The following is a 14094-nucleotide window of genomic DNA, read 5'->3' as shown; positions in this document are numbered from 1 at the left end:
AAAACACCGCCGAACATTGAATTCTCGATGCCAAAAATTGATCGAACCGTGCTAGCGAAAAAATATGAGAAAGCCTAGCAAACTCATTGAAGTGGCGCGACTGGCAGGTGTGGCCCACATCACCGCCTCGCGCGCCATTCGCGGGGAGGGCTATGTTTCAGAAGACACGCGCGCCCGCGTCATGGAAGCCGCCGCGCAGCTGAACTACACGCCCGATATTGTCGCCCGGCGCATGCGCACCAAGGGGAGCCGATTGATCGGCATCTTCGTGCACAACATCGGATCGCTCTTCATTCATGAAATCACCAAGGTCATCAGCGAGAAAGCAGACGCCCTTGGCTATGACATCCTTGTCTTCAATGCCGAGCGATTCGAAGGCGCGGACCGCGTGGGCACGCGCGACATGTTGGCCAAGTTTTGCGCCGGGCTGATATTACCGATGCCGAGCATGGACGACAGCTATTTAAGCGAACTCGAGGAGCGCCAGCAGGCTTGTGTATTTCTGAATTTCGACGCACGTCCTGTCAAATTGCCGGTGGTTGCGCTGGAAAACCGCAAGGGGGCGTTGATGGCGATGCAACATCTTTTGACGCTTGGGCATCGACGGATCGCCTTCATCGCTGGCACCAAATACACCGGTCAAAGTGCGGAGCGCGAGGCCGCTTATGTCGAGGCGCTCGTCGCTGCGGGTCTGGAAGTTGACCCGAAGTTGATCGTCCATGGCTCGTTCATCCAAACCGGGGGCTTCGCAGCGACGGAGCAATTGCTGGATTTGCCGTGCCCGCCCACTGCGATATTCGCCGCCAATGATGAAATGGCCATGGGAGCCATCGACGCCATTCGCGGGCGAGGTTTCCGTGTTCCACACGACCTGTCCGTGATCGGCTTTGACGATCTGCCCACCGCCCGGCACGTTCACCCACCCCTCACGACCATCAAACAGCCCATCGCGGAAATGAGCGCGCGCGCGATGACGGAATTGATCGCGTTGATAGAAGGCAAGAGCCGGCATGCGCAGGGGACGAGAATCCTCTTTGCGCCGGAACTCGTCGTCCGCCAGTCCACCGGGCCGGTAAAAACCAAGGGGGAGGGCGAATCGGCACTGAGCACGACGGTTGCATAAAGTGGCTCAACGCAACGGCAGACTTACCGTTGCGGATAACCCTGCCTGAATGGATCGAGGGTTGAAGCTAAATGGATTTTCACGTAAGTGTTGACCCGCGGATGGTGGAAGCCACGGTTGACACCTAAATTCGTTACAGCTATCTTGTGAGGGTGTCGGGCAGATGTTTGCCTGGCGACCGACCAAAATTTTTTTGGAGCAGTATGGTATCGGTGCCATACCGCTTTAATGGTTGGGGGAAGTGATGGAATCAGCTTCCGAAACGGCATCGGAAACAAATAATTCCGAGCCAATTATTGCCGTCGTGTGGTATCGGTGTCATGCCGCGCAGGCAGCTGACTAAATATGGAGACAAGACATGTTCACACCAAGGTGTGCCGCATTTGAGCGTGGCAAGCAGGCAGAGGCGTTCACCGCCTCGTTGGGAAGTGCCGATTGTTGGCGCCCGCCTCTATAACTTCAAGTTACTCCGAGGAGTTGTGAAGCAACTCCTTTGGCCCCTCCGGTCACCGGTTGGGCGCTTTTTATGCCGGGCATTGCGGAGGAGCCACAAGCTCCCACCTCAAAAACCCTTTCACGCAGTAAATCCGAAACGTTTGATCGCGCAGGGCTCCGAATGGCGTGCCAGATCGCCTGGGGCCCCAGAAAGCGCCGCATCAAACCAACAACCGACCTCAAGGAAAACCAATCATGAAGAAGATCGTGGCCCTTCCACTGCAAATTTCCCTGCTCGCCCTTGCCATCGGCCAGGCCTATGCCCAGTCAGACAAGCTGGAAACCGTCGTCGTTTCCGGCATCCGCGCGAGTGCGCAGTCGTCGGTGGCCGTGAAGAAAAACGCCATGGAGGTCGTCGACGCCATCACGGCGGAAGACATCGGCAAGCTGCCGGACTCCAACGTTGCCGAAACGCTCACCCGCATCCCCGGCGTGCAGGGCTACCGCTATGGCGGCGAGGGCGCGTCGCCCGTCGGCGTGGGCTCGGGCCTGACCATCCGCGGCCTGGCCAACCAGACGGCCTCGCAGGTGGACGGCCGCGCCTACTTCACCGCCGGCGCCCGTGAGTTCAACGTCGAAGGCGCCATCCCTGCGATGGTGGCCGGCATCGACGTGTTCAAGAACCCGTCGGCTGAACACATCGAGGGCGGCATCGGTGGCCTGGTCAACATCCGCACCCGCAAGCCCAGCGATTTCCGCAAGCCCACCTACAGCTTCGCCGCCAATGGCCGCTACAACGACCTGGCCAACAAGCTCGACCCCGAGGTCTCGGGCCTGGCCGCCAACAGCTGGAACCTGGGCGGCGGCGAGCGCATCGGCGCCATGATTGCCGGCGTCTACCAGAAGAGCACCGGCCGCTCCGACAACAACCCGGCCAACGGCGGCATCAACCTCAAGCGCGTGGTGCGTGCCGACAGCGCCGAGTACGCGACGCTCGCGGCCGCCAACACCGGCAACAGCACGGACAGGGCCTTGCAGAAGTACGTCGGTCGCAGCGACGTCTCCCTGTTGACCGGCGTCGGCGCCACCCTGCCCACCACCTCGGGCCAGGACGCCAATCTGGTCGCCGCGCCAGGCCTGACGACCAACGTCTTCCAAGAGACCATCATGCGCACGCGCAAGGGCCTCAACCTGGCAGCCGACTACCGCAAGAGCGACACGCTGCGCTTCTACGTTGACGCCAACTACAACTACTACCTCTACCACCAGAACTACCGCGGCCTGAATTCGATCGACGGCGGCGTGGGCAACGGCGGCAATGGCAATGTGCAGAACCTGCAGACGACGGCCTTCAACCTCACCGAAGGCCTGGCCAACCGCAACTTGAACGGCGGCAGCGACGACGTGCTGCTGACCAAGCGGGTGCTGAGCGGCAACTTCCTCGATTCCACCGCCACCACCACCGGCGGCGATGAAAACCACCCCTACAAGACCTGGATCGCCGCCACCGGCGTGGAGTGGCGGCCCACCCCGGCGCTGTTGCTCAAGGGCGACTTCAGCTACATCAAGGCCGACCAGAGCGTGGACAACCGCTCGGTGCAACTCGTCTCGGCCCCTGGCCTGACCTGGTCGACCACGCGCGTCGCCGACGGCGAGCCGCACCAGCTCACCTTCTCGAACGGCCCGAGCTTTGCAGACCCGGCCACCTGGGTGTTCAACAACTACGGCAACGGCAACCGCCAGACCTGGAACGACAAGGGCTATGCCGCCGCGCTGAACGGCGAGTACGAGCTGGACGGTGGCTTCTTCACGACGATCAAGTTCGGCGCGCGCGCCGCCAACCAGCAGGACCTGAACAAGAGCTTCTCCTACGGTGGCAAGAACCTGACCACCGACGGCGCCGGCCGCACCGTTGCCAATCAGATCCTGGTGAGCGCCATGCCGGGCGTCGTGCAGGCGGCGCCCAGCAACTTCATGGGCTACACGACCGGCTACTCGGGCGGTTACCTCGTCTACTCGCCCGACGCGCTGCTGGGCGACCAGGTGCGCACGGCCTTTGGTAACGCCGGCATCCCCGCCGACAACGCGTTGCCCGAGAACGCCGTCAACCGCCGCAAGTTCGACGAGCACACCTATGCGGCCTACGCGCTGGGCGAGTTCTCGGCCCTGGACAACCGCATTCGCGGCAGCGTCGGGCTGCGCCTGGTGCGTACCCAGACCGAGATCCAGGCTCGCCAGGCGGGCGCGTCGCTGGTGGATGTCGTGAAGAACACCTCCTACACCAATGCGCTGCCTTCGCTCAACGTCATCGGCGAGATCAGCAAGGACTTCCTGGCCCGCTTCGGCTACGGCCGCGGCATGACCCGCCCGGCCATCGGCGACCTGAGCCCGGGCGGCACGCTCAACACGACCAATGGCACGGTGGGCCTGGGCAACCCCGACCTGCGCCCGCAGGTGGCCGACAGCCTCGACCTGAGCCTGGAGCGCTACTTCACGCCCACCAACTACGTGGCGCTGGGCCTGTTCGACAAGCAGATCAAGGACGCCCCCAACGTCATCCTGAGCTGCCAGACGCTCGGCCAGGCCTACACCGGCACGATCAACAACGGCTGCACCAACGGCCAGTGGGCGGTGACCCAGGCGGTCAACTCGCTGAAGGGCTATGCACGCGGTGCCGAACTGTCGGGCCAGTACTTCTTCGACGCCAATGCCGGCTGGCTGCAGAACTTCGGCATGTCGGCGTCCTATACCTATGTGACGACGTCGATCCCGGTCAACTTCGGCTCCGCGGCGGCGCCACGCATCGTCAATGCCAGCCAGGCCTTCGTGTCCAAGCGCAACTACACGCTGGCGGGCATGTATGAGGACAGCACGATGTCGGCCCGACTGACCTATACCTGGCGCTCCGACCAGGTGCTTTTCGGCGTGTCCACCAACCCGATCGATGGCCGCTACATCGGCGCCTACGGCATCCTCGACGCGGCGTTCAACTACAACCTGAACAAGAACCTCGCGCTGACGGTCAACGCCATGAACCTGACGAACCGCGGCCTGAACCGCTACGTCGGCGAACCCGGTGCCTACGCCACCGGCCTGGAGCGCCAGCACTACGACAACGGCCGTGCCTTCCTGGTGGGCCTGCGCTACAAGTTCGACTGACGCCGCCTTCGGTCGCCTTCAACGGTTCGGATGCTGCGTGATGCAGCTCCGAGCGGTTGGCGACGGGCGACCACGGACCCTCCATGCAACCTACCCATCGACCACCAGAGACGACGGATCAGCTTTCGTGGCGAATCCAATGGGATTTCGGCAGCGCAAGCGTTCAGGCCCTGGGCGCCATGCTGGGGCCGGTCGAATTTCGTCTCGACGACTCTCGACATCTCCAGGTCATGCATGTCGCGCCCTGGGCTGGCACGGCTGAAGCGCGTGAGCTTCCCGGCATCCTTCGTCGGCTCCGCGGCGAGTGGCCCTGTGTGCCTTTCGGGCGGACCGATGCGCCGGCGGATCTGCCGTTGAACTGGCAGGTTCTTGCGCCCGACGACGCGTGGCCGCACGGCTTTGGCGCCAACCACCCCTGGCGTTGCGAACACGCCGACGCGCGGCGTGTCGATCTGGCCATCGACTATCCCGACCCGTCACCCGTGGCACGCCTGGAGCGGCGCGTTCAAGCCGTTGCCGGCATGGCCGCCCTCGACGTGGAGTTGGTGGTCCATCCGCGGCGCAGCGTGCTGTTGCCCGCGGGCCTGCACCCCACCTTCCGCCTGCCCGAGCGGGCAGGGCGGTTGCAGGTCGAGCTGGGGGCGCATGAAGGCATCTTTGCGTATCCCAGCCGAAGCACGGGCGGCGCCAGCCATCTGCTTCCCGACCAGCGCAGCGAGCACCTGGCCGCGATGCAGGGTGTGAACGGGCCGGTGGACCTCAGCCGCCTGCCGCTGCTGGGCGACGCCGAGGAACTGCTGCAGGTGCGCGGATTGAAATCCAGCGCGGGCGAGGCACCGCTGCGCCTGCGCTATCTGGACGATGACGCCACCGTGGCGCTGTCGTGGGACACCGCCGACTTCCCCGACCTGATGCTATGGATCAGCAACCGCGGGCGGCAGCACCCGCCGTGGCAGGGCAGGCATGTCGCGCTCGGTGCCGAGCCGGTCAACAGCCTCTTTGACCTCGGCCGCGTCGCCCGGGCCCCTGAAGGCCATGCGTTGGCGGACCGGCTGGGCATCCGCCTGGAAGCGGGCCGCCCGTGGAAGACGCGCTACCGGATTGCCGCGAGCAGCAGCCGCCGTCAGAACGCATGAACTCGTCGAACCGGGACCGAGCGTGACCCCATCTTTTCGCAGCAGAGACTTCCTGTTGAAGCACGTCGACCAGACGATGCGCTTCTATCACCCCCGATGCGTCGATCCGGTCGGCGGCTTCTTTCATTTCTTCCGTGACGACGGGCGCGTGTACGACGCCGAGACCCGGCACCTGGTCAGCAGCGCGCGCTTCGTCTTCAACTACGCGATGGCCTGCCGGCACTTCGACCGCCCGGAGTACGTCGAGGCGGTCCACCACGGGCTGAACTTCCTCCGTCAGGTGCACCGCGACCCGGCCACCGGGGGCTACACCTGGCTTTTGAAATGGGCAGACGGCACCAAGGAGGTCTTGGATGGCGACAACCACTGCTACGGCCTGGCCTTCGTCCTGCTCGCTTACGCGCATGCGTTGGCCGCTGGCGTCGAGGAGGCGCGCGGTTATGTGTCCGAGACCTTCGAGTTGATGGAACGCCGCTTCTGGCAGCCCGCCAGCGGCCTCTACGCCGACCAGGTGACGGCCGACTGGCAGACGCTGTCGACCTACCGTGGCCAGAACGCGAACATGCACTCCTGCGAGGCGCTGATCGCCGCCTACGAGGCGACGGGCGAGCTCCGCTATCTGCATCGCGCGGAGCTGATCGCGCACAACATCACCGTCCGCCAGGCAGGCCTTGCGGGCGGCCGCATCTGGGAGCACTACACCGAGGACTGGCAAGTCGACTGGAGCTACAGCCTCGACGACAAGGCCAACCTCTTCCGCCCCTGGGGCTACCAGCCCGGCCACTTCACGGAGTGGTGCAAGCTGCTGCTCATCCTCGACCGGCACGCCGCCAGCCTTGCCCAGCCCGCGGGCTGGCTGCTGCCCCGTGCCACGGCCTTGTTCGATGACGCCATGGCGCAAGCGTGGGACCCGGCCCACGGCGGTATTGCCTACGGCTTCGATCCCCAAGGCGTCATCTGCGACGGCGACAAATACTTCTGGGTGCAAGCCGAGTCCCTGGCCGCGGCGGCGCTGCTGGCGGCGCGCACGGGCGACGCCATGTACTGGGACTGGTACGACCGCATCTGGGCCTACAGCTGGGCCCACATGGTGGACCACCAGCACGGCGCCTGGTTCCGCATCCTGAGCCGCGACAACCGCAAGCTCAGCGACGAGAAGAGCCCCGCGGGCAAGACCGACTATCACACCATGGGCGCGTGCTACGAGGCGCTCAACGTGCTGGGAGCGGCGGCATGAGCGCGCTGCCCGAGTTCGTCTCGGCCGGCGAGGCCCTGACCGACATGATCCAGAAGCGCCCGGACGTCTGGTGCAGCCGCATCGGCGGTGCGGCCTTCAACGTCGCGCGCGCCATGGCGCGGCTGGGCGTCGGGAGCGCCTTCGCCGGCGCCGTGTCCACCGATGTGCTCGGCCGCGCGCTTTCCGAGGGCGCGCGGCTGGCGGCGCTCGACATGCGCTTCATCCAGCGGCGTGACAAGGCGCCGTTGCTGGCCATGGTCCACGAGACCTCGCCGCCGGACTACTTCTTCATCGGCGATGACAGTGCCGACCTGCACTTTGCGCCCGAGGCGCTCCCGGCCGGCTGGGAGCGCGAGGTGCGCTACGTGCACTTTGGCGGCATCAGCCTGGCGCGTCAGCCGCTGGCGGACCGGCTCATTCAAATGGCGATCTGGCTGAAGTCCCAAGGCGTGGCCATCAGCTACGACCCGAACTACCGCAAGCCGATGGACGGGCGCTACGACGCGACGCTGCGGACAATGGCGGGGCTGGCCGATGTCATCAAGGTGTCCGACGAAGACCTCGAAGGGCTGTTCCGTACCAGGGACACGGCCTCGGCCTTCAATAGCCTGCGCGCGCTGAACCCGCGGGCCAGCGTGCTGCTGACGCGCGGTGCCGAGGGGGCCGAGTACCACTGCGGCCATCTCGCCTGGCGCGCAGCCGCGCCCGTCGTCACGGTGGCCGACACCATCGGCGCGGGAGACGCGAGCGTCAGCGCGCTGTTGTTCTCCCTCATGCGCCAGCCCGGCGCCGACGGCGGCCAGCGTCTGCGGATGGCAGTCGCCGCCGGTGCGGCGGCTTGCATGCGACCCGGCGCCGTACCGCCGACCCTCGAGCAGGTGACCGCCCTCGTGCCGGCCGTCGACGTCACGACCCTTGCCTGAGCGAGTTCCCATGCGCCCACTCTTCCTCGTTCTCGCGCTGTGGATCTGCAGCCTGACGCAGGCGCGTGCCAGCGGCTTGGAGGAAGTGCTGACGTCGCCCGACGGCCGGATCGCCGTCACGCTGCGGCAGACGGCCGACACCGACGGCAAGCGGGCGCTGTACTACAGCGTTCGCTACGAAGGCGAGACGGTCATCCGTGAGTCGCTGCTGGAACTCCAGCTCGACAACCACCTGTCCGAGAGCGCGATGGCGCTGCCCGTCGACCGCCGGTCGCGCTGGTTCGAGAACCTCCAGGTCGTCGGCACGCGCCGCAGCGCACAGGACTCGACATGGAAGCCGGTCACCGGCGAACGGGCGGAGATCCGCGACAACTACCAGGCGCTGAGCGTCGACCTCGTGAAGGAGGACAACCCGATCTACCGCGTGTCCGTCGAGTTGCGGGCCTATGACGCCGGCGTGGCCTTGCGCTTTGCCTTCCCCGAGAACCCCAAGGGCAGCTACTACCGGATCGTCAGCGAGGACACCGAGTTCGCGCTGCCTGCCGGCACGCGGGCCTGGTTCCACGGCTGGGCGCAGGCACCCTACCGCTTGCTGCCGCTGCGCGACTGGCCCGACCAGTCCGAACGCCCGCTGACGCTGGAGTTGCCGAACGGCCTGTACCTGGCGCTGCTCGAAGCGCAGATGGTCGATTACGCGCGCACGAAGTTCAAACTGAGCGCGACCAAACCCGACACGCTGGTGACGGCCATGCATGACCCGGCCGATCTCATCTCGCCTTTCGCCACGCCGTGGCGCGGCATCATGATTGCGCGCACGCCGGGCAGGCTGATCGAGAACAACGACTTCATCCTGAACCTGAACCCGCCCTCGCGGATCGTGGACACGTCATGGATCAAGCCGGGCAAGATCATGCGGGTGATGACGCAGACGACGGCCGCGGCCAAGGCGAACATAGACTTCGCCGCCCGCCACCAGCTGCAGTACATCCTCTTCGACTGGAAGTGGTACGGCCCGGCGTTCTCGTTCGGCTCGGACGCCACCCGGGTCGCCATCCCCGACTTCGATCTCCCGGACATCATCGAGTACGCCAAGGCGCGCGGCATCGGCGTCTGGCTGTACGTGAACCAGCAGGCGCTGCTGGCCCAGTCCGACACGCTGTTCCAGACCTACCGCGACTGGGGCGTCAAAGGCGTCAAGTTCGGCTTCGTCCAGGTGGGCTCGCACCGCTGGACGACCTGGCTGGACAAGACCATCCAGCAGGCCGCCGCGGCGCGCATCATGGTCAACGTGCATGACGACTGGCGACCGACCGGGGAGCAGCGCACCTGGCCCAACCTGATGACCGCGGAGGGCATCCGCGGCAACGAGGAGATGCCGGATGCCACGCACAACACCGTGCTGCCGTTCGTTCGCTTCCTGGCCGGCGCGGCGGACTACACCATCTGCTATTACGACCCGCGCATCAAGACGACGCATGCCCACCAACTGGCGCTCGCGGTCATCTACTACAGCCCCTTGCAGACGCTCTACTGGTACGACAAGCCGGAGATGTCGCAGGACGAGCCCGAGCTGGCTTTCTGGGATCGCATCCCGACGGTGTGGGACGAGACGCGGGTGATCGACGGCCACCCCGGCCAGCGCGTGACGATCGCCCGCCGCAAGGGCGACGAGTGGTTCGTCGGCAGCATCACGAACAACGACGCCCGCAGCATCAAGCTGCCGCTGTCCTTCCTGCCCCAGGGCCGGCGCTTCATCGCCACGGTCTATGCGGACGACGCCGCCGTGCCGACACGTACCCAGGTGAGCGTCCGCATGCTCAAGGTCGCCGCCGACGATGTGTTGACCTTGAACCTGCCGGCGTCCGGCGGCCAGGCGATCTGGCTCAGTCCGGAACGCTGATGCCGCTCGTCTTTCGTACCCCTCATTGCAAGCCATGACGCCCAAGCAGTCCCACTACCGCTTCCTGAGCACGTTCGTCTACGTGTACTTCTTCGCCCAGGCGATGAGCGTCTCGCTGCTCGCGCTGTGGCTGCGCTCGACGCTGGAGCTGTCGGGCACCGAGACGGGCATCGTGTTTGCGGCCAACTCGCTCGCCGCGATGTGTTCGCAGCCCGTGTACGGCTACCTCTCGGACAAGCTGGGCATGCGCAGGCACATCCTGTGGGTGGTGGGCGTGCTGTGCATGACGTCCGGGCTGTTCCTGGTCCATGTCTACGGCCCGCTGCTCAAGGCCAACGTGCTGGCCGGCGCGGCCGTGGGCGGCATCTATCTGGGCATCACCTTCCTGGCCGGCAGCTACGCCATCGAGTCCTACGTGGACCGCATCGGCCGCGCCTACGGGTTCGAGTACAGCCGCGTGCGCCTTTGGGGCTCGCTGGGCTTTGCGTCGGCCGCCTTCATGACCGGCCGGCTCTACAACCTCGACCCGCACTACAACTTCATGCTGGCGTCGGTTGCGGGGCTGGTGCTGGTGGCCATTCTGGCGTTCTGGCGGCTGCCGGCGCACGGGGCGACCGACACCCGCGAGCAGGCGCTGCGCTTCAGCGATGCGCTGGCGCTGTTCCGGGACAAGGCCTTCTGGCGCTTCATGGTGTTCGTGCTGACGGTCACCAACATCTACCTCGTCTACGACCAGCAGTTCCCCAGCTACTTCGCATCCCAGTTCCCGGACAAGGCGACTGGCGCCGCGATGTTCGGTTACCTGAACTCGCTGCAAATCTTCTTCGAGGCCGGCGGTCTGTTCCTGTCGCCGCTGCTGGTGCGGCGCATCGGCGCGAAGAACGGCTTGCTGCTGGCCGGGACCATCATGGTCTTGCGCATCTTCGGCTCGGGCATGGCCGTCGGCCCTATGTCCATCTCGGTGATGAAGATGCTGCACTCCATCGAGCTGCCGATCCTGGTGGTCTCGGTGTTCCGCTACATCGCCTGTCACTTCGACAACCGGCTCGCCTCGACGGTCTACATGGTCGGCGTCAGCTTCGGCCACTCCCTCGGCCTGGCGCTGCTGTCCCCCATCGTGGGGAAGAGCTACGACCTGATCGGCTTCCCCAGCTCCTACCTGCTGCTGTCGGCGATTGGCGCCGGCTTCCTTGTCCTGTCGGCCTTCAGCCTGTCTTCGACCCCTGCGGAAACAGGATCGCCGTCTCACCCTGACGACTCGCCCGAACAGACGGGCGATGTCGCAAAAGCATCAAGCTGATCCCACCCATGCGAGAGTCCCTGCATCCGGCCAAGCCGGAGTTCCTCCACGTCGACCGCCTGCCCAAGGCCTGGCTTGAGCAGCCCGCCAAGACAAGGGTAGAGCGCGCCGTCGCCGCGGCGGTCGCTGCCGTCGCACGAAATCTCGACCACTTCGGCGACGCCTTTCCCGAGCCGTCCAGCCAGGGCGGCGTGTATCCCGTGATGGGCAACACCGAGTGGACCAACGGCTTCTGGACCGGCCAGCTCTGGCTGGCCTATGAACTCGACGGCGACGACAAGTTCCGGCAGGCGGCGGATCGCCACGTGGCCAGCTTCTTCGAGCGCCAGCGCGACCGCATCTCCACCAATCACCACGACCTGGGCTTTCTGTACAGCCTGTCCTGCGTTGCCGGCTACAAGCTCACCGGCAGCCGCGTGGCCAAGGAGGCGGCCCTCGGCGCCGCACAGCTGTTGATGGAGCGCTTCCACGCCGGCGCCGGCATCATCCAGGCCTGGGGCGACCTGAACGATCCGGCGCAACGCGGCCGCATGATCATCGACTGCAACCTCAACCTGCCGCTGCTGTACTGGGCGGCGGACGTCACCGGCGACCTGCGCTATCGCGCGGCAGCCGATCGGCACATCGAGCAGGCGGCGCGCCACATCGTCCGCGATGACGGCTCCACCTATCACACCTACTTCTTCGACGCCGACACCGGGCACCCCCGCGGCGGCAACACGCACCAGGGCGTGGCGGACAGCTCTTGCTGGTCACGCGGCCAGGCCTGGGGCATTGCAGGCTTCTCGCTGGTGGCCCGGCACAACGACGACCCGCGCCTCATCGAACTCGGTCAGGTGCTGACCAACTACTTCCTCAACCGTCTGCCAGCGGATGGCATCTGCTACTGGGACCTGATCTTCACGAACGGTCCTGAGGAACGGGACAGCTCCGCAGCGGCCATCGCCGCCTGCGGGCTGCTTGAGCTCGCGAGCCAGATGCCGCTGCTGGACCCGCACCGCTCCATCTACGAGCACGCGGCCACCGGGATGATCCTGACACTGGCCGAGAGCTATTTCGCCAAGGATGCGGTCCCCGGCGCGGGCCTGCTTGAGCACGCCGTCTATCACAAGCCCAATCGCATCGGCGTGGACGAGTCCTGCGTCTGGGGTGACTACTTTTACCTCGAAGCGCTTGCCCGACTGACGCGAATCTGGAAGCCCTACTGGTGATCATGCACAAGACCTTGTCATTGCTTCGCAGTGCGCTGGCGGGCCTTTTGGCTGCAGCGACGATCGGGACCGTGGCGCAGGCCCAGGGGCTTCAACCGGGCGCGCCCTGGGTCGCCGACCTGGGCGATGGGCGCTATCGCAACCCGGTGCTGCACACCGACTATTCCGACCCCGACGTCATCCGTGTCGGCGAGCGCTTCTACATGACGGCGTCGAGCTTCACCAATGTGCCCGGGCTGCCGTTGCTGGAGTCGCCCGACCTGGTGAACTGGACGCTGGTAGGCCATGCGCTCCCAGAGCTCGTGCCGCGCGAGACCTTCAACAAGCCGCAGTACGCCAAAGGTGTCTGGGCACCGGCCATCCGGCATCGCGATGGCAAGTTCTTCATCTTCTATCCCGACCCGGACTTCGGCATCTACGTGGTGGAGGCCGAGAACTTCCGCGGGCCCTGGAGCGCGCCGCGCCTGCTGATCGCCGGCAAGGGCCTGATCGATCCGGCGCCGTTCTGGGACGACGACGGCAAGGCCTACCTGGCCTATGCCTGGGCCTTCAGCAGGGCAGGGAAGAACAACCTCGTCACGCTGCAGCGCATGGACCCGAGCGCCACGCGCATGCTGGACGAGCCCGCCGTCGACATCATCAACGGCGCGGACTTTCCCGGCTATCACACCGTGGAGGGCCCCAAGCTCTACAAGGCCGACGGCTACTACTACATCTTCGCGCCGGCGGGCGGCGTGGAGATGGGTTGGCAGGCGGTGTTCCGGTCCAGGTCGCTGATGGGGCCTTATGAAGTCCGCAAGGTCATGGACCAAGGCGACACGCCTGTCAACGGGCCGCACCAGGGCGCGTGGGTTTCGGCGCCCGACGGCAAGGACTGGTTCGTGCACTTCCAGGACAAGGGGCCGTACGGGCGCGTCGTGCACCTGCAGCCAATGACCTGGAAGGACCACTGGCCCCTGATCGGCCAGCCGAGCCGGCGCCCGGGCACGGGCGAGCCCGTCATGACGTTCAGGAAACCGGTGCGGGGGTACGGCCCCTTCGCCCCGGCTCACAGCGACGACTTCAAGTCGCCGACGCTGGCCCCGCAGTGGACCTGGAGTGCCAACCCGCAACCCGGCTGGTTCGAGCTCGATCCCCAAGCGGGGCGATTGCGGCTGTTCACCGTCGCGTCGCCGGAGGCCGACGGCTTCGTCCGCGCCTCGCCGGCCATCCTGTCCCAGCGCGCGCCCGCTTCGCGTTTCCTCGTCACGACCCGGCTGCGGCTCGACAACGCCAACGACGGCGACCGGGCCGGGCTGATCGTCAATGCAATCCAGTACACCTGGCTGGGCCTGCGGCGCAGGGCAGGGGTGAACGAACTGGTGCAGACGGTCTGTGGGCCCTTCGGTCCGCGATGCCAGGAGCAGTCGACGGTGGTCCTGTCACCGGCGCCTCAGGAACTGACACTGCGCATGTACATGAACGAAGGCGCCTTCGTGAACTTCGCCTACAGCGTCGACCACAAGACCTTCGTCAGGGCGGGGCCGGCATTCCCGGTCACGCGCGGCGGCTGGGTGGGGACGCAGGTCGGGCTTTTCGCCGTAGGCGAGAAGCGCGGTTCCTGGCTGGACGTCCGGAGTTTTGAATTGACGGCGCCAGGCGCCGGTCCGTATTAGCCGACAACCGAGAAA

The 14094-nt window shown here is 65.8% G+C and carries 9 protein-coding genes; all 9 read left to right on the top strand.

From position 1 onward, the window contains the following. Positions 1 to 64 precede the first annotated feature (64 nt). The 9 genes from AC1DW0_RS21205 (at position 65) to AC1DW0_RS21165 (ending at position 14079) form a co-directional block, all read left to right on the top strand. Positions 65 to 1123 carry a LacI family DNA-binding transcriptional regulator gene (locus AC1DW0_RS21205; protein ID WP_457391827.1) on the top strand — a complete coding sequence of 353 codons (1059 nt, stop codon included), beginning with the start codon at positions 65 to 67 and terminating at the stop codon, positions 1121 to 1123. Between the two features lie 690 nt (positions 1124 to 1813). Beyond that, positions 1814 to 4717 carry a TonB-dependent receptor gene (locus tag AC1DW0_RS21200; RefSeq protein WP_477947800.1) on the top strand — a complete coding sequence of 968 codons (2904 nt, stop codon included), beginning with the start codon at positions 1814 to 1816 and terminating at the stop codon, positions 4715 to 4717. A 179-nt stretch (positions 4718 to 4896) separates the two neighbouring features. Further along, a complete protein-coding gene (locus AC1DW0_RS21195) occupies positions 4897 to 5853 on the top strand; it encodes a hypothetical protein (RefSeq protein WP_457391830.1) in 957 nt (318 codons plus the stop codon). Positions 5854 to 5929: 76 nt separating this feature from the next. Further along, the gene (locus tag AC1DW0_RS21190) at positions 5930 to 7090 is read left to right on the top strand and encodes an AGE family epimerase/isomerase (RefSeq protein WP_477947902.1); all 1161 of its coding nucleotides are present in this window, start codon (positions 5930 to 5932) and stop codon (positions 7088 to 7090) included. Further along, positions 7087 to 8013 carry a carbohydrate kinase family protein gene (locus AC1DW0_RS21185; RefSeq protein WP_457391832.1) on the top strand — a complete coding sequence of 309 codons (927 nt, stop codon included), beginning with the start codon at positions 7087 to 7089 and terminating at the stop codon, positions 8011 to 8013. The genes AC1DW0_RS21190 and AC1DW0_RS21185 overlap by 4 nt, the downstream gene beginning before the upstream one ends. 10 nt (positions 8014 to 8023) lie before the next feature. After that, a complete protein-coding gene (locus tag AC1DW0_RS21180) occupies positions 8024 to 9913 on the top strand; it encodes a glycoside hydrolase family 97 protein (RefSeq protein WP_477947797.1) in 1890 nt (629 codons plus the stop codon). A gap of 34 nt (positions 9914 to 9947) precedes the next feature. Further along, complete coding sequence (locus AC1DW0_RS21175) at positions 9948 to 11213, top strand: oligosaccharide MFS transporter (RefSeq protein WP_477947795.1); 1266 nt, start codon at positions 9948 to 9950, stop codon at positions 11211 to 11213. Positions 11214 to 11221: 8 nt separating this feature from the next. Next, entirely contained in the window at positions 11222 to 12424 is a 1203-nt protein-coding gene (locus AC1DW0_RS21170) for a glycoside hydrolase family 88 protein (protein ID WP_457391837.1), read from the top strand. A gap of 2 nt (positions 12425 to 12426) precedes the next feature. Next, positions 12427 to 14079, top strand: coding sequence for a glycoside hydrolase family 43 protein (locus AC1DW0_RS21165; protein WP_457391839.1), 1653 nt, complete (start codon positions 12427 to 12429; stop codon positions 14077 to 14079). Positions 14080 to 14094 lie beyond the last annotated feature (15 nt).

Source organism: Roseateles sp. P4_D2 (assembly GCF_056401875.1).
Note: the sequence above shows the minus strand (reverse complement) of the source record. Positions and strands in the feature narration are given on the sequence as shown.

What these genes read in the sequence shown, in the direction of transcription:
- AC1DW0_RS21205 (WP_457391827.1), top strand. Translation starts at nt 65, where the DNA reads ATGAGAAAGCCTAGCAAACTCATTGAAGTGGCGCGACTGGCAGGTGTG.
- AC1DW0_RS21200 (WP_477947800.1), top strand. Translation starts at nt 1,814, where the DNA reads ATGAAGAAGATCGTGGCCCTTCCACTGCAAATTTCCCTGCTCGCCCTT.
- AC1DW0_RS21195 (WP_457391830.1), top strand. Translation starts at nt 4,897, where the DNA reads ATGCTGGGGCCGGTCGAATTTCGTCTCGACGACTCTCGACATCTCCAG.
- AC1DW0_RS21190 (WP_477947902.1), top strand. Translation starts at nt 5,930, where the DNA reads ATGCGCTTCTATCACCCCCGATGCGTCGATCCGGTCGGCGGCTTCTTT.
- AC1DW0_RS21185 (WP_457391832.1), top strand. Translation starts at nt 7,087, where the DNA reads ATGAGCGCGCTGCCCGAGTTCGTCTCGGCCGGCGAGGCCCTGACCGAC.
- AC1DW0_RS21180 (WP_477947797.1), top strand. Translation starts at nt 8,024, where the DNA reads ATGCGCCCACTCTTCCTCGTTCTCGCGCTGTGGATCTGCAGCCTGACG.
- AC1DW0_RS21175 (WP_477947795.1), top strand. Translation starts at nt 9,948, where the DNA reads ATGACGCCCAAGCAGTCCCACTACCGCTTCCTGAGCACGTTCGTCTAC.
- AC1DW0_RS21170 (WP_457391837.1), top strand. Translation starts at nt 11,222, where the DNA reads ATGCGAGAGTCCCTGCATCCGGCCAAGCCGGAGTTCCTCCACGTCGAC.
- AC1DW0_RS21165 (WP_457391839.1), top strand. Translation starts at nt 12,427, where the DNA reads ATGCACAAGACCTTGTCATTGCTTCGCAGTGCGCTGGCGGGCCTTTTG.